Origin of the sequence: Halorussus salinus, from assembly GCF_004765815.2 — an archaeon.
GTDB classification, from domain to species: Archaea; Halobacteriota; Halobacteria; order Halobacteriales; family Haladaptataceae; genus Halorussus; species Halorussus salinus.
In genome coordinates this window covers 209232-229223 of the sequence record NZ_SBIS02000007.1, presented here as the reverse complement: position 1 = coordinate 229223, position 19992 = coordinate 209232, and the positions used below count along the sequence as shown (strand labels likewise).

24 protein-coding genes are annotated in these 19992 nt (G+C 66.6%); 12 read left to right on the top strand and 12 right to left on the bottom strand.

Going from position 1 to position 19992, the window contains the following annotated elements; all coding sequences use genetic code 11:
* Positions 1–52: 52 nt before the first annotated feature.
* The 3 genes from EPL00_RS14690 to infB all read right to left on the bottom strand — a co-directional run bounded on the left by EPL00_RS14690 (position 53) and on the right by infB (position 3521).
* Positions 53–331, bottom strand: a complete 279-nt coding sequence (locus EPL00_RS14690) for a hypothetical protein (RefSeq protein ID WP_135853662.1) — start codon at positions 329–331, stop codon at positions 53–55.
* A gap of 101 nt (positions 332–432) precedes the next feature.
* A complete protein-coding gene (locus EPL00_RS14685; RefSeq protein ID WP_135853663.1) occupies positions 433–1389 on the bottom strand; it encodes a WD40/YVTN/BNR-like repeat-containing protein in 957 nt (318 codons plus the stop codon).
* A gap of 329 nt (positions 1390–1718) precedes the next feature.
* Positions 1719–3521 carry a translation initiation factor IF-2 gene (gene infB, locus EPL00_RS14680; RefSeq protein ID WP_135853664.1) on the bottom strand — a complete coding sequence of 601 codons (1803 nt, stop codon included), beginning with the start codon at positions 3519–3521 and terminating at the stop codon, positions 1719–1721.
* A 174-nt stretch (positions 3522–3695) separates the two neighbouring features.
* Between infB and EPL00_RS14675 the strand changes: the two genes are divergently transcribed.
* Positions 3696–3941 (top strand): PRC-barrel domain-containing protein, encoded by a 246-nt coding sequence (locus tag EPL00_RS14675; RefSeq protein ID WP_135853665.1) that lies wholly within the window; start codon positions 3696–3698, stop codon positions 3939–3941.
* Positions 3942–4406: an NOB1 family endonuclease gene (locus EPL00_RS14670; RefSeq protein WP_135853666.1), complete on the top strand. Its 465-nt coding sequence runs from the start codon at positions 3942–3944 to the stop codon at positions 4404–4406.
* Positions 4407–4479: 73 nt separating this feature from the next.
* Here the strand turns inward: EPL00_RS14670 and EPL00_RS24080 are convergent, their stop codons facing one another.
* The 4 genes from EPL00_RS24080 to EPL00_RS14650 all read right to left on the bottom strand — a co-directional run bounded on the left by EPL00_RS24080 (position 4480) and on the right by EPL00_RS14650 (position 7882).
* Positions 4480–4605, bottom strand: a complete 126-nt coding sequence (locus tag EPL00_RS24080; protein ID WP_274381001.1) for a hypothetical protein — start codon at positions 4603–4605, stop codon at positions 4480–4482.
* Positions 4606–4737: 132 nt separating this feature from the next.
* Complete coding sequence (locus tag EPL00_RS14660; RefSeq protein WP_135853668.1) at positions 4738–5523, bottom strand: CPBP family intramembrane glutamic endopeptidase; 786 nt, start codon at positions 5521–5523, stop codon at positions 4738–4740.
* A gap of 70 nt (positions 5524–5593) precedes the next feature.
* Entirely contained in the window at positions 5594–6508 is a 915-nt protein-coding gene (locus EPL00_RS24075) for a BGTF surface domain-containing protein (protein WP_135853669.1), read from the bottom strand.
* An 81-nt stretch (positions 6509–6589) separates the two neighbouring features.
* Complete coding sequence (locus tag EPL00_RS14650; protein WP_135853670.1) at positions 6590–7882, bottom strand: glucose-6-phosphate isomerase; 1293 nt, start codon at positions 7880–7882, stop codon at positions 6590–6592.
* Between the two features lie 165 nt (positions 7883–8047).
* Here EPL00_RS14650 and EPL00_RS14645 point away from each other — a divergent pair, with 165 nt between their 5' ends.
* The 3 genes from EPL00_RS14645 (at position 8048) to EPL00_RS14635 (ending at position 10134) form a co-directional block, all read left to right on the top strand.
* Positions 8048–8806, top strand: a complete 759-nt coding sequence (locus EPL00_RS14645) for a hypothetical protein (protein ID WP_135853671.1) — start codon at positions 8048–8050, stop codon at positions 8804–8806.
* A 250-nt stretch (positions 8807–9056) separates the two neighbouring features.
* On the top strand, positions 9057–9575 hold the full coding sequence (locus EPL00_RS14640; protein ID WP_135853672.1) for a hypothetical protein: 519 nt from the start codon (positions 9057–9059) through the stop codon (positions 9573–9575).
* A gap of 85 nt (positions 9576–9660) precedes the next feature.
* A complete protein-coding gene (locus tag EPL00_RS14635; protein WP_135853673.1) occupies positions 9661–10134 on the top strand; it encodes a DUF5812 family protein in 474 nt (157 codons plus the stop codon).
* A gap of 22 nt (positions 10135–10156) precedes the next feature.
* Here the strand turns inward: EPL00_RS14635 and EPL00_RS14630 are convergent, their stop codons facing one another.
* Entirely contained in the window at positions 10157–10573 is a 417-nt protein-coding gene (locus EPL00_RS14630; RefSeq protein WP_238398212.1) for a hypothetical protein, read from the bottom strand.
* Between the two features lie 112 nt (positions 10574–10685).
* Between EPL00_RS14630 and secF the strand changes: the two genes are divergently transcribed.
* Positions 10686–11567 (top strand): protein translocase subunit SecF, encoded by an 882-nt coding sequence (secF, locus tag EPL00_RS14625; RefSeq protein WP_135853674.1) that lies wholly within the window; start codon positions 10686–10688, stop codon positions 11565–11567.
* Positions 11564–13147, top strand: coding sequence for a preprotein translocase subunit SecD (locus tag EPL00_RS14620; RefSeq protein WP_135853675.1), 1584 nt, complete (start codon positions 11564–11566; stop codon positions 13145–13147). The genes secF and EPL00_RS14620 overlap by 4 nt, the downstream gene beginning before the upstream one ends.
* 25 nt (positions 13148–13172) lie before the next feature.
* On the opposite strand, the gene EPL00_RS14615 is transcribed toward EPL00_RS14620, so the two are convergent.
* The gene (locus EPL00_RS14615) at positions 13173–13364 is read right to left on the bottom strand and encodes a hypothetical protein (RefSeq protein ID WP_135853676.1); all 192 of its coding nucleotides are present in this window, start codon (positions 13362–13364) and stop codon (positions 13173–13175) included.
* 118 nt (positions 13365–13482) lie between these two features.
* On the opposite strand from EPL00_RS14615, the gene EPL00_RS14610 reads away from it, so the two are divergent.
* Positions 13483–13752 (top strand): hypothetical protein, encoded by a 270-nt coding sequence (locus EPL00_RS14610; RefSeq protein WP_135853677.1) that lies wholly within the window; start codon positions 13483–13485, stop codon positions 13750–13752.
* Here the strand turns inward: EPL00_RS14610 and EPL00_RS14605 are convergent.
* Positions 13749–14405, bottom strand: coding sequence for a ribonuclease HII (locus tag EPL00_RS14605; RefSeq protein ID WP_238398229.1), 657 nt, complete (start codon positions 14403–14405; stop codon positions 13749–13751). The two genes, EPL00_RS14610 and EPL00_RS14605, sit on opposite strands and share 4 nt — an antisense overlap.
* Positions 14406–14655: 250 nt before the next feature.
* Here EPL00_RS14605 and EPL00_RS14600 point away from each other — a divergent pair, with 250 nt between their 5' ends.
* Both EPL00_RS14600 and EPL00_RS14595 read left to right on the top strand, forming a co-directional pair.
* On the top strand, positions 14656–16098 hold the full coding sequence (locus EPL00_RS14600; RefSeq protein ID WP_135853679.1) for an MATE family efflux transporter: 1443 nt from the start codon (positions 14656–14658) through the stop codon (positions 16096–16098).
* A gap of 124 nt (positions 16099–16222) precedes the next feature.
* Positions 16223–16522, top strand: coding sequence for a HalOD1 output domain-containing protein (locus tag EPL00_RS14595; RefSeq protein WP_135853680.1), 300 nt, complete (start codon positions 16223–16225; stop codon positions 16520–16522).
* A gap of 45 nt (positions 16523–16567) precedes the next feature.
* On the opposite strand, the gene EPL00_RS14590 is transcribed toward EPL00_RS14595, so the two are convergent.
* On the bottom strand, positions 16568–17371 hold the full coding sequence (locus EPL00_RS14590) for a DUF2270 domain-containing protein (protein ID WP_238398211.1): 804 nt from the start codon (positions 17369–17371) through the stop codon (positions 16568–16570).
* Between the two features lie 77 nt (positions 17372–17448).
* Positions 17449–18774, bottom strand: a complete 1326-nt coding sequence (locus EPL00_RS14585; protein ID WP_135853681.1) for a tRNA pseudouridine(54/55) synthase Pus10 — start codon at positions 18772–18774, stop codon at positions 17449–17451.
* Positions 18775–18873: 99 nt separating this feature from the next.
* Here EPL00_RS14585 and EPL00_RS14580 point away from each other — a divergent pair, with 99 nt between their 5' ends.
* On the top strand, positions 18874–19209 hold the full coding sequence (locus EPL00_RS14580; RefSeq protein ID WP_135853682.1) for a DsrE family protein: 336 nt from the start codon (positions 18874–18876) through the stop codon (positions 19207–19209).
* Positions 19210–19531: 322 nt separating this feature from the next.
* Positions 19532–19921: a DUF7383 domain-containing protein gene (locus tag EPL00_RS14575; protein ID WP_135853683.1), complete on the top strand. Its 390-nt coding sequence runs from the start codon at positions 19532–19534 to the stop codon at positions 19919–19921.
* Positions 19922–19992: the final 71 nt, after the last annotated feature.

Genomic DNA, 19992 nt, shown 5'->3' with positions numbered 1-19992 from the left:
GCCGACGCGCCCCACTTCTGCCGACGCGCCCACTTCTGCTGACGCGCTCGCTTCAACCGGCGTCCTCGTTTCCGCCGACGTTCTGGTCTCCGATACGTCCGTGTCCGCGCGGTCCGCGCCGGGTTGGCGGGTCTCCGAACAGCAGATGGGCGAGTACCATCCCCGACACCAGCGCGCCCGCCGACACGCCGGTCCGGGCCGGAACCGCCGACACTTCGCCCGCCAACAGACCGACGAGCAACGGGAGCGGGAGGAGCGCAAGCGCGAGGTCGTAGTAAGAGAGGTTCGGTACTCCGGCGTTACCACTGCGTAGTAGGTTTCGCCCGAGCATGGAATCACCTTCCAGTAGGCCACTACGCCCGGATAAAAATAAAAATTATTGGTCGGTGGTAGAAGACGCGTCGAGTCCCCGGAGAGCAAACGGTGCCGAAGTCAGTTCTCGACGATGGTCCCGCCCGCGCCGACCGCGACGTTCACGTCGCCGCGGACGACCGCCTTCAGGTTCTGGCCGGTCGGCGTGGCGTCTTGGGTCCACTTGCCCGCCGATAGGTCGAAGACCTTGCCGCCGCCGCCGACGGTGAGGGCTTCGGCGTCGTCGTCGGTGACTTCGATGTCGCGCAGGCCAGCGTCGCCGAGGTCGGTCGGCGTCCAGTTCGCGCCGTCCCAGTGGAAGACCATGCCGCCGCCGCCCGAGACCCACACGTCGTCGGTGGCGTCGCTGTCCACGCCGTAGAAGTTGACGTTGGCGTTGGCGATGCCGATGTTGGTGTAGGAGACGCCGTCGGTGGTCTGGAACACCTTCTGGTTGGTGTCCACGACGTGACCCGACCTCGCGTCGTGGAAGTCGATGGCCGAGAGACCGGCCCCGCTACCGGGCGTCACGTAGTCCCACGTCTGGGACGCGCCGTTCTCGAAGCTGTAGAAGATTTTGCCCGAGTCGCCCGCGACGTAGACGTTGGCCTCGCCAGCCTGCCCCGTCACGGACACGTCGTTGAAGTTGTTCGTGCTGCCGACGGGCTTGGAGTGGTTGTAGAGCGTGCCCGTCGTCACGTCGTACTCGCCGACCGCGCCCGACGACCCGACGAACCAGACGCGTTCTCCGTCGTCGGTCACGTCCGCGCCGTACAGCGAGTTGCCGTTCCCCGTGACGCCGCCGTCGAAGATTTTCTTCCAGCCCTCGCTGGTACGTTCGAGGCCGACGCCGCCAGCGCCGACTGCGTAGGCCCCGTCGGCAGCGTACTCCGCGTCGTAGAGGGTGTTTCCGGTGGGTGTCTCCGCGACCGTCCACCCCGATTCGGCGGCAGTCGCCGTCGCGGGGAGAGCGGCGGTTGCGACCGTCGCGGCCGATGCCTTCAGGAACCGTCGTCGCGTCGTATCGCGTTCGGTCATTGCTCCACCCGGCGCTCATCGACGGATGCCACTTCAATGGCCGCCCCCGTTTTCGGGATTCAGACCGTTTAAAACCGCGGGAGAAGCCTTCTACTGGAGAAAATACGATGTGTTGGAGATTATTTTAACGACCGTAGTAAACGAAGGAGATCGATGAATAAACAATGGTGATTCGAGCGTGCCATTAAGAACAACCCACTATAAATCTTAGAAGAACAAGGTGTCGTGCGGGAAAATTCGAACTCGGCGACCGTAGCGGCGGTCGCTCGCGGTCGGCGAACCGTGAACGACGACCCCGGAACGGTATCGGCTGTTCGTCGTGGGAGTCGCTACTTCCCCCAGAAGGGGTCGCGCTTGCGCTGTTTGTCGAGGTACATCTGGAGGGCTTCGAGTTCGTCCACCGGGATGTCGTCGGCCAACTCCTGTTCGAGAATCTTGGCGTGCTTCTCGGGGACCTCTATCCAGAGTTCGTCGCCCTCTTCTATCTGGCGGCCGACCGTCGGCCCGTCGATGGCGACGCTGACGCGGTTGCCGCTCCGGGCCTCGTCCACGTCCTCGCCCTGCTCTTGAATCCCCTTCAGTTGGCCGACCCGCGTCGGGTCGTTGCCGTCGAACTTCACGACGTTGCTGTTCTTCTTGACGGTGCCCGCCATAATCTCGACGCCGACCACGGCGGGGTCGTTCTGCCGGAAGGTGTGGTCCTGTAGAATCTGGAACCGCGAGGGCCGGGTGATGTTGTCGAGGACGGTCTCCTGCTGGGCGCGCTCCAACTCCTCGACGTACTCCTCGTACTCCTCGATGAGTCGATAGATGACGCCACTCTCGAAGAGTTTCACGTCGCTCTCCTCGGCCTTGCGCTCGGCGTCGGCCAGCACGTCCACGTTGAACGCGAGAATCGTCTTGTGCTTGTCCTCGTCGGCGGTCGAGGCGACGCTGATGTCGCGCGGAGCCACGTCGCCGACTTCGGCGCGCATGATGGGAATCTCGGCCTCGTCCATCGCGTTGGCGATGGCCTCCAGACTCCCGAGGGTGTCGGCCTTCACGACGAGGCCCTGCTCTTGGGTCTCGACCTCGATTTCGGAGAGTTCGGCCCGGACCTCCGCGATTACCTCGTCGATGTCGCGGTCCCGAACGACCCGGACCGGCGCGCCCGCCATCGCTCTGTCGAGTTCCGGCGCGGCGATTTTGACCCCGGACGCGGCCGCTATCTCGTCTACTTTCTCGAAACGGTCCTCGGTCCGAATCTCGGCGAGCGGTCGCGGTTTCAGGATGGCGCGCACGTCGGTCACGATGGGTTCGTCCATCCCGCCGACGACGATGGTCTCGTCCTCCCGGATGGTGCCGTCGTACAGCACCACGTCGAGGGTCGTCCCGAAGCCTTTCTCCTCTTTGACTTCGAGGACGGTGCCAGCGCCCGGCCCGGTCACGTCGATGGCCATGTCCTCTTTCATGTACCGCTGGGCCAGTCCCATCAGGACGGTCAGCAGGTCGGGAACCCCCTCGCCGGTCTCCGCGCTGACCGGCACGACGCCGATGTTCCCCCGGAAGTCCTGCACGCGCCAGTACATGTCCGCCGAGAAGCCCTCGTCGCTCAACTCCCCGATAATCTCGTAGAGTTTCTCGTCCAGCATCGAACTCGCCCGGTCGCTCTGGGCCTCTTTGGTCTGCTGGATGGGGGCGTCCTCGTTCGGTTTCCACCCCGGAACCGTGTCTATCTTGTTCGCGGCGACGACGAACGGCGTCTGGGACTGCTTGAGGATGTTGATAGCTTCGAGGGTCTGGGGCTGGAAGCCGTCGTTCACGTCCACGACGAGGATAGCGATGTCGGCCAGCGCGCCGCCGCGCGACCGCAGGGTTGTAAACGAGTGGTGGCCCGGCGTGTCGATAAACAGCAAGCCCGGCAGGTCGAAGTCGCTCGGGTCGATGAGGCTCCCGGCGACCTTCGACACGACATCGAGCGGAATCGCGGTCGCCCCGATGTGCTGGGTGATCGCGCCCGCCTCGCCTTCGATGACGGTCGAGCCGCGAATCTTGTCCAGTAGACTGGTCTTGCCGTGGTCTACGTGTCCCAGTACTGCTACGATTGGGGTGCGCAAACCGTGTCCGCCGTCGCGTGTATCAGTGTCAGGCATAAGCTACCACCGGGGAAAGAAGGTTTCTTACTCGTGAAGTACTTCGCACGGCATTTAACTTTTGCGAGCGCGACTCCTCGCCGTCGGCGAGTCCACCGCCGGTATCGCTCCGGTGTCACCCCCGAGTCGATCCTCCCCCTACCCTTTATGTAGGAGCGTTCAGTAACCCCCCGTATGTCGGAAATCCTCGCCGAAAACCTCTCGGGGAAAGCCGTCATGGGGTCAGACGGGACAGAACTCGGTATGCTGTACAACATCACCATGGACCTCAAGACGGGCGAGCTCGCCGACCTCCTCGTCGAACCGGACGAACAGTTGGACAACACCGCGGTGGCGTTCGACTCCGACGAAGCGGGTCGATTCCAAGTCCCCGTGCAACGAGTGCAGGCGGTAAAAGATTACATCGTCGTTCAGCGGTAAATGTACGTTCTAGACGCCTCAGCCTTCATCAACGAGTATCACACGACAGAAGACATCGCGACCATCCCGATGGTCCGCGAGGAGCTCGAAGACGAGAGCGCCTATCGCTTCGACGCCATGGAGGGGTCGGGGATGCACATCCACATCCCGCAGGACGGCGCGGTAGAGCGGGTCCGTCGGGCCGCCGGAGAGACGGGCGACTTGGACGAGCTATCGAACACCGACGTTCGGCTCGTCGCGGCCGCCTTCGAACTCGACGCCAGACTCGTCACCGACGACTACGCGATGCAGAACGTCGCCGAACACATGGACGTGAGCGTCGAGGTCATCGCTCAAGACGGCATCGCCGAACAGCGCGACTGGAAGTTCCAGTGTCAAGGGTGCGGCCGTGAGTTCGACGAGAACAAGGACCGATGTCCCATCTGCGGGAGCGAACTTACGCGCAAGAACCCCTCGAACGCCTGACCGCGTTCCCCGGAGCGGCCGACCGTCTTCTCGCGCGCTCCTCGCCGGTCGAGGCGACGCGCTACCGTGGTAGTCACTCCTCGGTCTCTATCTCTTCGAGACCGACCTCGACGAGTTGCTGGAGGACTTCTTGGGTCGTCAGGTCGTACTCGCGGGCCAGCGTCTCGATGCGCTTGGCCCGTTCCCGTTCGAAGTTCACCGAATACCGACGCTCCATGAACTTTTCAAAAGTGTTTGGAGTTGTTAAAGCTACGTCAGACGGAGGGCGGACGCGAGGCGGACGCCCGACAGACCTGCCGGGTTTCGGGAGTCCAACGCCCTGTGCGCTCGGTCACGCGCCGCCGGTCAGTTGGAGGTACATCGCGCCGAAGACGACGGCGTCGAACGTCCCGTGAATCAGCGTCGGGACGGTCACGTTCCCGGTGGCGAGATACGTCGCGCCGAGTATCAGCGAGAGGCCGAGGATGACCGCGAGCGTGCTGGCGAGCGCCGCGATGCTCGTCGCTCCGGCCGCATACGCCGGGATGTGCGCCAGCGAGAACGCCACGCTCCCGACCAGCACCGCGCCCCGACCGCCGAACGTCTCGTAGAGGTCCTTCTGGATGATGTTGCGGTAGAGCAACTCCTCGCCGGGACCGATGAGGAGCCACGACGCCGGAATCATCAATAGGAGGACGGTGGGGTCGCCGCTCCTCGCGGTCTGCTCGATGTTGTGGCTCGCGACATCGACGCCGATGGCGGTGAAGACGACGCTCACGAGCATCTGGAGCGCGAACAGCGCGACGACGCCGCCGACCACGTAGCCCGCGTCGCGCAGGGTGGGCATCCGGAAGTCGAGATACGAGAGGGGCTTGTCGGTCCACTGGAAGTACAGCAGCGCGACCGTCCCAGTTCCGAACCCGAGCGCGACCGCACCGAGCGCGAGTTCCATCGTGCTACCGATTCCGCCGGGGACCAGTCCCCCGGCGATGCTCGCGAGGAGACTCCCCCAAATCGCGATGGCGAACAGTCCGGCGTAGCCGACTGCGAGACTCCAACTGACCGCTTTGGCGGCCTGTCGGAGCGAGAAGGGGTCTCCTCGGCCGTCACCCAAACTCGCGGTAGAACGGTCTTCCATGCCTCGAAAGAAAGGGTTGCCGTGCTAAAGTCCCTGTGTTTAGCGGCGAGAAACGGCGGCGAGTCGCCGGTCAGCCGCGTCGCGCGAGCGCGACGCCAGCGACCAGCGCGAGGAGCGCGACCGGGACGCCGAATCCGGGGACGCCGGACTCGCTGTCGCCACCGGTCGTCGTTCCGGTTTCGTCGGCGGTCGTCTCCGTATCGTCAGTGGTCGTCTCGGTCGGGGCATCCGTCGTCTCGGTCACCATCGCCGACTCGTTCAGAATCACGCCGTCGGTCTCGGCGAGTGTTCGACTGCCGTCTCGAACGCTGACGGTGAATTCGGTGCCAGACGTTACGTCGTCGAAGTCGAACGTCCCGGTCGCCATGCCGTCTTCGGCGACGGTCACGCCGCTGGCTTTGAGGAACTCTCCGCCGGATTTCGCTTCGATGGTCAGGTTCGTCCCTACACCGGCGTTCGTTTCGACGCGAATCGTCCGGTCAGTCGCCTGCTGAACGACGAGTCGGTCGCCCTCGTGGACGAACGTCACCGACAGTTCGGTGACGATACCGCTCGCTTTCGTGAGAGTCTGTTGTCCGTGGCGAACGACGAGCGATACGTTGGTGCCCGGTTCGAGCGAGCGGAGGTCGAGACTCAGCGTCGCCGTCCCGTTTTCCGAGACCATCGCGTCGTACTGGTCAGTGAACATGCCGTTTTCGCGCAACTCGACCGTGAGCTTCGTTCCGGCGGCCGCGTTCGTTCGGATGCTGACGTTCTGTCCGCGAGTCGGACTGAGTTCAAGATGATTCTCGTCGTGGACGACGGTCGCCGTGAGATTCTGGCTCTCGTTCGTCGTGTCGGTCTGTGCGACTGCTGTGTCGATCTTCTGTACTGGCGGCGATGTGTCGTCTACCGTCACGGGTGTGCCCGTGGCCACGCCTGCGACGCCCGCGAGGAGAACCAGCGCGGCGACGAGTACCTGCCGGTGGAGGGTCGTGTCGGACATGATACGTTCCCCCGAGTGTAGTTAGACTGTTGTCAAAAACGTTCTGTTCTTTTCCCGACCGACACCTTCGACAGAAGCCACCTACTCGACGGTCAGCGTCGTCTTCTCGGCCACGGCGTCGGCCTCCTCGAAGTCGCCGCCGCCCAGCAGTCCGCGGGCGGCCCTTTTGCCCCACTCGACCGCGGGTTGGGTGAACGTCGAAACGTCGGCGAGTTCGCCGTAGAGGACGCAGGCGGCTTCCATGCCGTAGAGGAGTTCGCCGAGACTGCGTTCGTCCACGCGGTCGATTTCGACCCGGACGTTCGGCTGACCCGCGGCCGCGAGGCTGGCTTCGGTCGCCTCGAACTCCGCGTCCAGCAGGTCGCCGAGGGTGGAGCCACCGAGATACGAGAGGCCGTCGAGGTCCGTCGTCGGAATCGCGCGGTCCTCGTAGTTCTCCGGGCGCACGAGCGTCACCATCTTGTCGTGGGGACCGGCACGGTAGAGTTGGAGTTGGGAGTGCTGGTCGGTCGCGCCGAGCGCGCGAGCGGGGGTCTGGCCGCGGCCGTCCTTCCCGAGGCTCTCGGCCCACAACTGGGCGAACCACTCGGCGAACGTCTCCAGCGATTCGGCGTAGGGCATCATCGCGTTGACCGCCGCGCCGCGCTCTTCGAGGGCGTAGGAGACTGCGCCGTAGGCGTAGGCTGGCGAGTCGTACAGCGACCCGGCGAGGCGGTCGGCCTCGTCGCTGGCTCCCGCCAGAATCGCGTCGAGGTCGTGTCCCTGAATGGCGGCGCAGGCCAGTCCGACCGTCGAGAGGACCGAGAACCGGCCGGGTACCCCGTCGGGCACGTCGAGGGCGGGCAAGCCTTCCTTCTCGGCGAGGCGGCGGAGGTTGCCCTCGTCGCCGGTCGTGACGAAGGTCCGCTCGGTCCAATCGACACCGGCGTCGGCCATCTCGTCGCGGACGACGAGGAAGTTCGCCAGCGTCTCGGCGGTGGTGCCCGAGCGCGAGACGACGTTGACCGCGGTGGAGTCGAGGGGGAGCGAGTCGAGGAGTCGGGAGACGTGTTCGGGGTCCACGTTGTCGAGGAAGTAGGCGTCGGTGTCGGAGGGGAGGCCGCGAGCCAGCGTGGCCGCGCCGAGCGCCGACCCGCCGATGCCGACGGTCAGGACCGCCTCGGCGTCGGCGAAGGGTTCGACCGCGGCCCGAATCGCGTCGGGGTCCGCGGTCTCGGGGAGGTTCAGGGCGGCGTAGCCGTGGTCGGCGTCCGCCATGCCGCGTTCGATGCGCTCGTGAGCGTCGGCGACTCGCTCGTCCAACTCGTCGAGTTCGGTGCGGGAGAGTCCGGGGTCGGCGACTTCCGACAGTGCGTTGCCGAGGTCTACGCGCATACCGTAGACGGCGACGGCGCGGACCAAAAGTGGGCCGGTCCCGCGTTCGGGGGACGAGTCGCTCCGCTCGTGCCGACCTATCAGGACGGATTACTTTCCCGCCCGACCGGAACGGACGTAACGACCGGATAACAAAATTCACCGCTCTCGTGGCCGAACGAGAGCATGGACGGGAACTCCAGCGTGACGACGACTCGGCGGTCGCTGTTGACCGCCGTCGGTGCCGGATTCGGTTTCGGGTCGCTCGCGTCGCGGGGCGCGAGCGCGAGACGGGACGAGTCGGGGTATCTCCTCGAGCAGGCCGAGGAGTGCGTCCCGATTCGGCCGCTCCGGGGTCGGTTGCCGGTCAAGACGTTCTACGAGTACCACTTGCCCGACGAGCGCGTGACCGACGAGAACGGCGGGGTCGGCGACGGGAGCGTCACCTACGCCTCCGCGGGGACCCGAGACCTCCAGCGCGACCGGACCAGCATTCTGCTCCTCTATCGGGGGCCGAAGGGGACGAGTCTCGTCGTCGTCCACGGGAGCGTCGGCAACGACGACGCCGGTGCGGTGACGTTTCAGTTGTACAATCTCCCCACCGACGGCGAGTGGGTCGTCAAGGACGACCACTACCCGGACCCCGAGACCGGCGACCGCGCCGGGACGAACTACGACGAGTGGGCCACCGACGGCGACGACCACCGCGTCGACTGGACGTGGGGCACCTCCGGCACCGACGGCGGCGCGTTCCGCGGCCTCGGCGACGAGTTCGACGTGATCGTCCAACCGGCGTTCAACGAGGCCGCCGCGCTCTACGGCGACCACTACGAGGGGACCATCACCGACTGGGAGTTCCTCTCGGGGTCCGCGAGCGCCGCCGAGCGCATCTCGCTCGAACTTGACGAACCCGTCGAAATCCGGACCGGGACTTGCGATGGGTAGCGCGGGCGGGCGAGCGGCGTAGTCGCAACGAGTGATGCGGCGATTCGACGCCCGACGCGTCGCGGGCGACGCGGTAACGACCGTTTCGGAAATCGCTGAATCGTTTAAGCAATCCCCTGTCTTCCCGAAAGGCGTCCTAATCGTTCTCTCCTGCGGTCGTCGGTCGCCGACTGCTCGCGGTCACCGACCCCCGAACGCCCCGCTGTCGGCATCGCACGGCTTATTGGCGGTCGTTGCTAAGGGGCGAACGATGTCGGATTCGACTGCCGACGGGTCCCGGAGCGTCGTCGTCGGCGCGTTTCGGAGCGCGTTCGCCCACACCGAGTCGCGACTCCTCAAGTCCTACGTCCTCGTCAGTGCGCTACTGGGCGGGTTGCTCGCGGTCCTGCTCGTCCTCGCGCTCCCGGTCTGGGTCCTCCAGACCGCTGGCGGGTCGGAACTCGCAACGTTCTCGCGGGCGTTCCTCATCGTCGGCGGCGTCCTCCTGTTGGTCGCGCTGGTCGCGCCCGTGGTTTCGTCCGGGCGGCGACACTCCCGCGGCACCGCGAGCGCCCGCGCCGACGTGTCGCTCGCGCTCGCTGGCTACCTGTTCGTCCTGTCGCTGTACGCTTCGCTGCTCGTCTCCGCACCGACCGACCAGCGCGAGACGCCGCCCGCGCTCCTCGCGCCCGCGGTGGAGTTCCTCTACTCGCTGCCCGCCGTCTACGCCGTCGCACCGCCCCTCGTCGCCGCGGCGCTCATCCTCGTCGTGCATCGGTTCGCGCGGTGACCCTCCGATTTCCATCGGTCTCGACGCTCGGTCGCCGCTGTCGTCAAACGCAACCGGGAAAAGCCGCGACTACGTAGTTCGAGCCATGAGCGACCCCGACGAGAAGACGAGTACCTTCCTCGTCACGCACGCCGAGGGCGACTCGGCCGTGCTGAAGGACGTACACGACGGGCAGGTTCACACGCTCTCCTCGAACCCCGGCGTCGAGGAGACCGACGCCGTCGAAGCCACCGTCGCGCCCGACCCGCCGATGAACCTCACGTGGTCGGTGGTGGAGGTCGAGGAGCGCCGGAGCCTCTCGACCGAGCGGAGCGACGAGCCGCCGACGACCCAAGAACAGGACCTCGCAGCCGAACAGGACGAGGGCGAAATCGCCCGGACCGAGCGGGCTGGCGACGGCGAGATTCACGTCCTCACGGTGCCGCCCGAGGACACCGACGAGGCCGTGACCGACGTGCTGGACGACGAGGGCACGCTCTCGCGGGCGGCCCGACTCGGCGTCTCGCGCGTCGAGGTTCGGGCCGACGACGGCGTCGTCAGCGTTCGCTACATGCCCTGAGTTCGGTTTCGACTGCGCCGCGCTACACTTCGTTCGGCCCGCCCCGACTCTGTACCTGCCAGCCGCCTTGAATCCCGCATGCCTCCCGGACGGTCCACTCGACTTCCGTGTCGGGACCGAACGTCTCGCCGCCGTCTATCTCCTCGACCCGGAGCGGTACGTCCAACGTACTGCCACAGCAGCCGACGCCGACGAACTCCTCCCACGCGTCGCCCTGCCGGACACGGTCGGTCTTGGTCTTCCGGAGGTACGCCACGAACGCGGGCTTCTCGACCTGAAACCGGCCCCAGTCGCTCAGGTCTTCGGGGTACGAGACCACTACCCGGTCGGCGGGCGCGAGGTCTTCGTGGCGGTCGCTCAGGTCTTCGTCGGCGACCGAACGTCGCTCGGCTTCGGTCGGCGTGTCGTCGGTATCACTGTCGTCGGTGTTGGTCCCCATGTCTCGGGGTACGCGCCCGAGTCGTTTGAGCCTTCTTCCCACGGAAACGGCCGCGGGAAGTGCAACATGGATAAGAACACTTATTCACGGCCGTCTCACATTCTCCATCCATATGGTAGCGTTCGAAGTGCCGGAGGTGGACTACACCCAGTACACCAACCGGCAGTTGGCGGCGATACCGCTCGCTATTCTCGCCGTCGCACTGCTGGTCATCGTCGGGTGGTACGTCTTCACCGGCGCACCGGTACGGCTCGGCATGGAGTTTACTGGTGGTACGGAGCTACGCGTCCAGACCTCGACCCCGCCCGCCGACATCCCCGCGGCGTTCGGTACCCAAGCGACCGTCACTCCCGTCCAAACCGCACAGGACACCTACATCGTGACGTTCCCGCCCGAGGCCGAGAACATCGGCCAACAGGCGCGAAACAACTTACAACCGGTCCAAGGCCAATCGACGGCGGACATGGTGAAGTCCGTCCAAGGGACTTCCGCCAGCTTCGGGAACTCCGCCCAAGAGACCGCACTGCTCGGCATCGGCCTCGCGTTCGTCGGGATGAGCATCCTCGTGTTCCTGATGTTCCGGTCGTTCGTCCCCTCCATCGCGGTGGTCATCTCCGCGTTCAGCGACATCATGATTCCCGTCGCGCTGATGAACCTGCTGGGCATCCCGCTGTCGCTGGGCACCGTCGCGGCGCTGTTGATGCTCATCGGGTACTCGGTGGACTCCGACATCCTGCTGAACAACCACATCCTGCGCCGGTCGGGCGGCTTCTACGAATCGACTCACCGCGCGATGCGGACCGGCGTGACGATGACCGTCACCTCGCTGTCGGCGATGGCGGTCATGGCGGTCGTCGCGTGGTTCTTCGGCATCGACCTCCTGCGTGACATCGGCATCGTCCTCGTCCTCGGACTGGCGACCGACCTGATGAACACCTACATGCTCAACCTCAGCCTGCTTCGCTGGTACAAGTACGAGGGGGTGACCCGATGATGGATATCCGTGACAACTGGCGGGTCGTCCTCCTCGCGATATTCCTCGTCGTCAGCACGTTCGCCATCTTCGCGCCCGGCGTCGGCGGCGGCGACGGCGGCGGAAGTAGCGAGTTCGTCAACGAGACGGCGGCCGACACGCCGACCAACCTGAAGTTCGGCCTCGAACTCTCGGGCGGTACCCGCATCCGTGCCCCCGTGGACGGCCTGACCGCGGAGGGCGTAGACGTGCCCCGCGGCACCGACGCCACCACGGTCGAGAGTCGGGTCGCTGGCAACATCTCGGGCGTGAGCGCGGCCGACGTGACCGTCCGGTTCGCGCAGGCGGCCAACGAGACCACGACCGTCGAAGTCTTCGCGGGCAACGTCAGTCAGTCGGCGTTCGAGAGCGCGCTCGGGCAGGCGGGCTACGACTACGAGTCCGTCCGGCCGGGCGTCACCGAAACGACTCGTAACGACATCGTTCGCATCCTCCGGGACAAGGTCTCGGAGGCGGGCCTCTCTGGCGGGCAGGTCCAGCAGGTGACGACCGCGAGCAACGAACACTTCGTGGTCATCGAGATGCCCAACACCAACCGGACCGAACTCGAAGAACTCGTGACCCAGCGCGGGCAGGTGCAGGTCGTCGCCGCCTACCCGGTCGAAACGAACAACGGGACCGAAACGCGCACGACGCCGCTCCTCTCGCAGGGCGACTTCAGGAGTATCGGGACTGCTCAAGAGGCTCCCAGTCTGGGCACGCACGTTCCGGTCACACTGAACGACCAGACGGCACAGAACTTCTCGAACGCGATGCGGCAGTTCGGCTTCGCCAACGAGGGCATCAGTAATTGTCGCTACGAGGCAGACCCCGAGAACCCCGGATACTGCCTGTACACCGTCGTCGACGGTGAAATCGTCTACGCGGCGGGCATGAGCCCGGACCTCGCCCAGACGTTCCGCCAAGAGAAGTTCACGCAGAACCCGAGCTTCGTCATGCAGACGGCCAACATGTCCGAGGCCCGTCAGCTCCAGATTCACCTGAACGCCGGTTCGCTCCCGGCCTCGCTGAACATGGAGGAGGGCACCTCCTACTTCCTCGCGCCGAGTCTGGCCGAGCAGTTCAAGCTCTACTCGCTCATCACCGGTCTCGTCGCGGTTGGCGCGGTCAGCGCGGTCGTCTTCCTCCGGTACGGCGACCCGAAGGTCGCGGCCCCGATGCTGGTGACGGCGCTCTCGGAGGTCGTCATCCTGCTCGGCTTCGCGGCGGCGATTCAGCTTCCGCTCGACCTCAGCCACATCGCCGGGTTCATCGCAGTCATCGGGACCGGGGTGGACGACCTCATCATCATCGCCGACGAGGTGATGTCTGAAGGTGAGGTTAACTCCTCGCGGGTCTTCCAGAGTCGCTTCCGGAAGGCGTTCTGGGTCATCGGCGCGGCCGCCGCGACGACCATCATCGCGATGAGTCCGCTGGCGGTCCTCTCGCTGGGCGACCTGCAAGGGTTCGCCATCGTCACCATCCTCGGCGTCCTCATCGGCGTGCTGGTGACGCGCCCGGCCTACGGTGACATCCTGCGGAGTCTGCTGACGGACAAGTAGACGCGAGCGCCGCCGCTTTCACCGCTCACTCCTCGCGTTCTTCGACGGACTGCTTTCCTGCCCGGTACTCGCCCAGCAAGTGCCACGGCGAGAAATCTCCGACGAGGAACCGGGTCAGGAGCCGCAGTTTGAGCAGTAACAGGAGTGCGACGACGAGGAAGATTCCGACTTCGGAGAAACTCGGCACCGTCACCGCGAGCGGAGTGGAGGGGACCATACCCCGACTTCGAGCCGAGATGTCAAAAACCCAGATGCTCGGCCCGGCGCTCGCGCGGCGTCGGAGCGCCGCTCGCCAGACGCGAAGATTCTTGTGCGGCGGCAGACAACTCTGCACTATGTCCTCCGATATCTCCGACGAGGAGCTACAACGCGCGGTCCGCCGTGCAGTTCGCGCCGAAATCGACAGGCTCGTCGGACGGCTCTTCTGGACGGTCGTCGCGCTCGTCGGCATCTACGCCGGATTCGGTCTCGTCCTGATGGGATTCAACGCCGCGGGGTGGAACGTCGTCACCGTCGCTTTCGTCGTCCTCGGCATCGCGCTGGTGGGACAGGGAATCCGGACGCTCCTGCTGAAGTGGTGGCCCGACGACCTCGACGCCGCCTAAAAATCGCCGAGTCCCGACTGCTCGGCCGCGGCCAACACGTCCTCGCAGGTGGCCCAACTCCGGCGCGCGCAGTCGGGTAGCTCGCCCTCCTCGGCGACGAAGGTCTCCAGAAACTCGCGGGTCGTCGGGTCGCTCGGGTAGCCCGACCCCAACTCGCCCAGTTCCGGGTCGTAGCTCTCGGCGTAGGTCTCTGCGAGGGCCGCGACGTGAGCGTCGCGTTCGACCTTCGCCGCGATGCTCGCCGCGCCGACGACCGGATGCTCCTCGTCGGCACCGTGTTCCGCGGTCAGGGCTATCTCCGCTGGCACGCGGTCGGCGACCCGGCGCGCGAACCGCTGTTCGCTGGTGTCGCCAGCGTCCGCGATGCCCGCCGGTTCGCCCGCTCGCTCGTCGGCGACGCCTTTCGGCGCGCTCTCCTCGCTTCCGAGGACCTGCGAAATCGCCTCGGCGTGGGCCGCCACGGTCAGCGTGTTCATGTCCTCGTCGCCGTCGATGCGCGCGACCGGAATCTCGGCGACGCCGACCGCGATTCGGTCGGCCGAGTGGAGTTCGGCCGCTATCTCCTCGCGGCGCTCGGGCACGACGTTCTTCGAGTCGTCGATGCCCGCCGGGAGGAGGTCGGGGTCCGGGACCCGGACCGCCGCGGCGAACATCGACCCCAACACCGGCCCCTTCCCGGCCTCGTCTACTCCGAACACGCTCTCGAAATCTGCGCCGGAGTAATTGACTTTTGCGGTGGCTACAGCACTGCGACCGCCTCACACGGTACCGCGACAGCACCGGGAGCTATCGCCGACTCCGAGGCGTGACCGCATGGCACCGTCACCGCGCGGGCCATCGCTCCTCGATTCCCCGAAACGTATAGAAAGCATTTTACTTTCGATTCGAAATAGCCCAACCAACGTGCCTTCGCTCCCGAACCCCGTGCGACTGGTCGTCCTCGCGGTCGGTCGGGCGCTCGCCCGCGCCGGACTCGTCTCGCCCGAGCGCGTTCGTCGGACGACCGACCTCGCGTGGCCCCGCATCGTCACCGGACTCGCGCGCATGTCGAAGAACGCCGTGGACGTGGCGATGGTCGGCCTCGCGGTCGGCCCCGTCGCCATCGCGGGAATCGGCTTCGCCAGTCCCTACTGGGGCGTCGCGTTCTCGCTCGGGGGCGGGTTGGCGGGCGGGACCATCGCGCTGGTCTCCCAGCGGTTCGGCGCGGAGGCCTACGACGAACTCGGCGTCGCGGTCCGGGCGAGCGCGCTCGTCGTCCTCGCGGTCTCACTCCCCGTCGCGGCCGCCTTCTGGCTCGCGCCCACTCGACTCATCTCGCTCATGACCGACGACGCGGGGGCCATCGAACTCGGCGCGGTCTACCTCCGACTCCTCGCGCTCGGGGTCCCCTTCGCGGCGCTCAACCTCGTCGGAAGCCGAATCTACATCGGCGCGGACGACTCGTGGACCCCGATGGTCGTCCGAGGAGGCGGCGCGATAGCCAACATCCTCCTGAGTGGTCTCCTCATCTTCGGGCTCGGCATGGGGGTCGCCGGGGCCGCGGTCGGCACCGTGTTGTCGAACGTGCTGGTCACGGGCACCTTCGCCGCCGGTCTCGTCGCCGGACGGCTCCCCGGTCTCGGCGACCTCCCGGTGACGGTGAACCCGGCGGGCACCTACCTCGACCGCGAGACGGTGGTCGATCTGGTCCGCATCGGACTCCCGGTCGTGGGCCGCAACAGCGTCTGGAACGCCGCCAAGTTCCCGATGCTGGCCATCGTCGGCCTGTTCGGTCCGAGCGTCGTCGCGGCCTACGTCATCGCGCGTCGCATCTGGGGGCTGATGAACACGCCCGGTTGGGGCTTCGGACTCGCCGCCAGCAGTCTCGTCGGCCAAGAACTCGGCGAGGGCGACGAAGGGGAAGCCGAGGCCTACGCTCGGGACATCGTGGCCTTCTCGGTGGGAACCTACGTCGTCGCGGCGATTCCCGTCGGCCTGTTCGCCGAGCCTATCGTCGGTCTCTTCGTCGGCGAGAGCGGCGAGGCGACGATTCCGGTCGCGGTCGCGCTGGTCTACGCGGCCTGCGTCGCCGCGGTCGGGCAGGGCGTCAAGTCCGCCAGCGCCGGACCGCTCGACGCCAGCGGCGACACCCGTTGGACGTTCTACAGTCAAGTCGTCGGCATGTTCGGCGCGTCGATTCCCATCGCGTACCTCGGCGCGACCTCCTCGCTGGGCTTGATGGGACTCTACCTCTCGCTCGTCGCGGAGACGACGGTTCCGGCGGTCATCAACTACCACCGGTTCTCGACCGGCAAGTGGAAAGCCATCAGTCGGGAGTTCCGGCCGGGCGCGTCGGCCGACGACTGAGCGACCTCGCCGCCCACCGTCCCGCGGTGCCCCGCGACCGCCGGGAGCAACCACTGACGGCGTGTTTCGTGCGTCTGACGGTCGTCTGCCGGTGATTGATACGGTAGAAGAGCCTACAGGATGTATGGCAATCGCGACCCCCACCGCCGAACTCGACGCGACGACGCTCTACCGAACCAGACACGACCCCGACAGTTCCGAGCCGATAAGCCGGTCGGTCTACACCGCGCTCGCGGCGGTCGAAGGCGTCGCGCCGACCGACCTCGACGTGCAACTCTACGATTGCGTGGACGTGGACGCGATAGACGACCTCTACCGAGCGGGGGCCGACGACGAGTGGGAGTTCACGTTCACCGTCGAGGAGTACGCGGTTCGGGTTCGGGCCGACGGCGAGGTGGCCGTCCTGCCCTCGGCCGCGGAGTGAACTCGTCGTCGGAGCGTTCGGCCGACGGAACCCGGTCCCGGTCGGTCAGTCGCGCCACGGGTCCGTACTCTCGCGCTCGTGGAACTCGCGCTGACCGCGCTTCAGCACGCCGTACACCACGAGGAGGGTCACGCCCAGATAGAACAGGCCGACGCCAGTCACGACGGCGACGCCCGGAACCCCGAAGATGCGGGCGGTCTCGCGCCACGTCTGGTCGGGTTGGAACACCGTGATTCTGACGAGCCACGACGCCAGCACGACCAGCAAGAGGGGGTAGTAGATGCGCCGGAGTCGCCGGGCGAGGGCGACGACCATCGGCGTCTTGACCGCCGGGTCCCGGAGGTCGGCCGCGATGCGCCGCCGCCAGTCGGGGTGGGTCGGTTCGCTCTCGGGGTCGAACATCCCCGCGAACAGGTCCTGTTCGAGGAGGCGGACGCGCTCGCGCCACACGTCGTAGACCCGGTAGCGGCGGGTCTCAATGAGCAGGAAGACCACCATCGCGCCCATCCCGACGAGCAGGAGGTAGTGGGGGTTGCCGGGACTGGAGAACACCCACGTCAGCAGGGCGGCGATAACCGTGACCGCCCAGTAGGAGGTCTGGTCGAGGCGGCCGCGCCACGTCGTCGCTCGGTGGAGTTGCCCGCGGTAGAAGTGTCCGACCATCCCGGTCATCGACGAGGGGTCGCTGGCCAGCACTTCGCCCACGTCCGGACCGAACCGCTCGCCGGGGTCGTCGTCGGGCAACTCCTCGCGGTCGGCCCGGTTCTCGTCGGCGTCCCGCTGACCCTCCGAGACCCCGTCTTGCCGGTCGTCCGAGTCGCGGTCCCGCCGGTCGTTCGAGTCGGCCATGTCGGCGGTACGCCGCTCGCGAACCTACCGCTTGTGGCGTCGTCCGACGGCGCGCCGTGAGCGCGGTCTCCGGGCGCTCAAATCGCTTCCTTCAGGTACTCGGGGTCGTCGAACGCTTCCTCCTCGCCCTCGACGGCCACCACGTCGAGCGCCGTGACGACCGCGCCGACGCCGAGCAGGCCCGCGAGACTCGGCGTGGTCCGGCCCTCGTCGCCCGAGACGAGTTCCTTGACGTAGAGGCCGCCCTCGCCGTGGACTTCGAGTTCGGCGTGGCGCTCGTCTTCGAGGTGGCCCTCTATATCGTAGACGGTCCGGGTCCGGGTCAGGTCCGCGCGCCGGTGGTCCACGCGCTGGGGCGTGTCCTGCTCGACGGTGGTGCCCCGCAACTCCTCGATTGCGGCGTCGAGGTCCTCGCTCGTCACGTCGGCGTCGAACTCCACGTCCATCCGGTAGGTCTTGCTCGCGTCGAGTTCCTTGACGCGCTCGACCATCTCGTGAGTCGCCAGCGCGAGGTCGGTGACTTCGGCTTTCCCGTCGGCGAACTCGTTTATCTCGGCTTCGAGCGCGTCGGTGTCCACGTCGCGCTCGCGGGGGCGCTTGACCTCGATGACGAACGGACGGCCGGTGTCGAGCATCAGGGCGTCCACGTCCTCGCGGCCCGCGCCGTGGAACAGCGCCTCGTCGCCGTCCATCGCGCCGAGGACCGGCGGCGCGGTCAACTGCTCGACGCTCTCGTCGTAGAGGTAGCCCGACCCGCCGCAGTGGTCGCACGATTCTTCGCCGCCGCCCTCCGCGAGTTGCTTGCCCGTGCCGCCACACTCCCGGCAGGGCCACTCGGTCTGGGGGATATCGCGTTCGAGTTTCCGGTAGCGGCCGTAGACGAACGCCGAGTTTATCTGGACCTCGACGGTGTGGTCGGTCAGTTCGTCGCGCTCGGGGTCCACGTTGAGCAGGGCCAACACGTCGGGGCGCTCGAAATCGACCTCCGCGCCAGTCAGTTGCCCGACGCGCTTGCCGACCTCGCGGTTGAACTCCGACTTGAACGACTCGCCCGCCTCCTCGGGTAACTCGGCCGACTCCCGGAGCAACTTCTCGTTCTCCTCCAGCAAGGGCGGCGTTCGCGTCCCGACCTGATACGTCTCGAAGTGCCAGTCCGCGAGCGAGTCGGCGACCTGCTCGGCGTACTCGTCGAAACGCTGGCTCTCGCCCTCGCAGACCCAGCACTCGTCGGCGTCGGCGGGTTCGAACGGTTCGTCGTCCTCTATCGCGGCCGCGACCCGGAGCGAGCGGCCTCGTTCGGCGTTGGTCAGCCCGAAACTCCGGTCGGCGAAACACCGGCCCAGACACGAGTCGCAGACTGGGCCGTTCGCGGCGACGCGGCGGGCGTCTTCGAGGATGGTCATGGTAGATGCGTGGCGACGCGGCGGTTTACCGGTTTCTCATTCGTACGGGCGGTTGCGGCCACCGCAACCCATTTCGTCGCGCCACGAGACACCCCGAGTATGAGAACCGTTTTCCACGTTTCGACCCCCGAGGAGGTACCGGTCGTCGTCGCCAAGGTCCGCAACCTGTTGGCCGACGAAAGCGTCGAGATAGAGTCGGTCGCGGTCGTCCTCGACCGCGGCGAGGCCATCGCGCGCCTCCACGCCGACTCGGACCTCGCGGACGGCCTCCGGGACCTGCTGGACCGGAACGTCGCACTGAAGGCGTGTCGCAACGCCGCACGGCACCCTGAGGTCTCCGAGGGTGACTTGTTAGAGGGCGTCGAAGTGGTCTCCTCGGGCGTCGGCGAACTGACGCGGTTGCAGGACGCTGGCTACGCCTACATCCGGCTCTGAAGCCATTTTCACGGTGCTGACGCTATCCTCCACTCCTCGACTTCGGCGCGTGCTGGCGCGGCCTCACGATGCGAGGCCGCGCCATCAGCGTGCGAGGGACGAGTGAACGACCGAACGTAGTGAGGGAGTGAGCGAGGAGGTTGGGGAGGTGTGAGGCTCGCAGTCGTGCGGTGGCGGAGCCGTCGCAGTATGATAGGCTCAAGCCTGAAGCTAGCTCCTCTCCTGTCTTCCCGTCAACTCTCCACGAGACGAACCCCTCCCACGAGACAAACTCACCCCGCCACCCCCTACGACTTTGACGACGGCCGTCGTGACCGAACGCATGGCCTACCGCGCCAACTACGCGCTGGTGAACGTCAGCGCCCATCTGGGGCCGGACGCAGACGAGTTAGACGTGCCGTGGGCGGAGTTCGTCGGCGACGCGACCTCGGAGTTCGAGTTCACGGTGCCGACCGACCGCGCCACCGACCCCTACGTCGGCTTGCAGGCGTTCCGCGTGGACGAGTACGGCCACGAACTCCAGATCAACGGCGAGTCGCTGGGCGGGTTCGACGTGCCGCCAGCGAACGGGTGGCAGTACTGGGAGGACGCCATCACCGAGACCGAACTGGTCGAGGGCGCGAACACCCTCCGAGTCGTGCGCGACGAGAGCCACGACGACGCCTTCGCGGTCAACAACGTCACGGTCCACTGGCGCGAACCCGTCGAGTGAGGCGAGTCGGCCGCGGGTTTTCGGTTGGCTCCTCGGCCGCGGGTTCCCCACCGTAGCCTCCTCGGTCCGAG

Bases quoted from the DNA above. Each gene is read 5' to 3' on its own strand.
- EPL00_RS14585 (WP_135853681.1), bottom strand. From the start codon at position 18,774: ATGACCATCCTCGAAGACGCCCGCCGCGTCGCCGCGAACGGCCCAGTC.
- EPL00_RS14675 (WP_135853665.1), top strand. From the start codon at position 3,696: ATGTCGGAAATCCTCGCCGAAAACCTCTCGGGGAAAGCCGTCATGGGG.
- EPL00_RS24075 (WP_135853669.1), bottom strand. From the start codon at position 6,508: ATGTCCGACACGACCCTCCACCGGCAGGTACTCGTCGCCGCGCTGGTT.
- EPL00_RS14605 (WP_238398229.1), bottom strand. From the start codon at position 14,405: ATGTTCGCCGCGGCGGTCCGGGTCCCGGACCCCGACCTCCTCCCGGCG.
- EPL00_RS14650 (WP_135853670.1), bottom strand. From the start codon at position 7,882: ATGCGCGTAGACCTCGGCAACGCACTGTCGGAAGTCGCCGACCCCGGA.
- EPL00_RS14590 (WP_238398211.1), bottom strand. From the start codon at position 17,371: ATGGCCGACTCGAACGACCGGCGGGACCGCGACTCGGACGACCGGCAA.
- EPL00_RS14575 (WP_135853683.1), top strand. From the start codon at position 19,532: ATGGCCTACCGCGCCAACTACGCGCTGGTGAACGTCAGCGCCCATCTG.
- EPL00_RS14645 (WP_135853671.1), top strand. From the start codon at position 8,048: ATGGACGGGAACTCCAGCGTGACGACGACTCGGCGGTCGCTGTTGACC.
- EPL00_RS14685 (WP_135853663.1), bottom strand. From the start codon at position 1,389: ATGACCGAACGCGATACGACGCGACGACGGTTCCTGAAGGCATCGGCC.
- EPL00_RS14690 (WP_135853662.1), bottom strand. From the start codon at position 331: ATGCTCGGGCGAAACCTACTACGCAGTGGTAACGCCGGAGTACCGAAC.
- EPL00_RS14660 (WP_135853668.1), bottom strand. From the start codon at position 5,523: ATGGAAGACCGTTCTACCGCGAGTTTGGGTGACGGCCGAGGAGACCCC.
- secF (WP_135853674.1), top strand. From the start codon at position 10,686: ATGGTAGCGTTCGAAGTGCCGGAGGTGGACTACACCCAGTACACCAAC.
- EPL00_RS14630 (WP_238398212.1), bottom strand. From the start codon at position 10,573: ATGGGGACCAACACCGACGACAGTGATACCGACGACACGCCGACCGAA.
- EPL00_RS14615 (WP_135853676.1), bottom strand. From the start codon at position 13,364: ATGGTCCCCTCCACTCCGCTCGCGGTGACGGTGCCGAGTTTCTCCGAA.
- EPL00_RS14640 (WP_135853672.1), top strand. From the start codon at position 9,057: ATGTCGGATTCGACTGCCGACGGGTCCCGGAGCGTCGTCGTCGGCGCG.
- EPL00_RS14580 (WP_135853682.1), top strand. From the start codon at position 18,874: ATGAGAACCGTTTTCCACGTTTCGACCCCCGAGGAGGTACCGGTCGTC.
- EPL00_RS14635 (WP_135853673.1), top strand. From the start codon at position 9,661: ATGAGCGACCCCGACGAGAAGACGAGTACCTTCCTCGTCACGCACGCC.
- EPL00_RS14620 (WP_135853675.1), top strand. From the start codon at position 11,564: ATGATGGATATCCGTGACAACTGGCGGGTCGTCCTCCTCGCGATATTC.
- EPL00_RS14670 (WP_135853666.1), top strand. From the start codon at position 3,942: ATGTACGTTCTAGACGCCTCAGCCTTCATCAACGAGTATCACACGACA.
- EPL00_RS14610 (WP_135853677.1), top strand. From the start codon at position 13,483: ATGTCCTCCGATATCTCCGACGAGGAGCTACAACGCGCGGTCCGCCGT.
- infB (WP_135853664.1), bottom strand. From the start codon at position 3,521: ATGCCTGACACTGATACACGCGACGGCGGACACGGTTTGCGCACCCCA.
- EPL00_RS14595 (WP_135853680.1), top strand. From the start codon at position 16,223: ATGGCAATCGCGACCCCCACCGCCGAACTCGACGCGACGACGCTCTAC.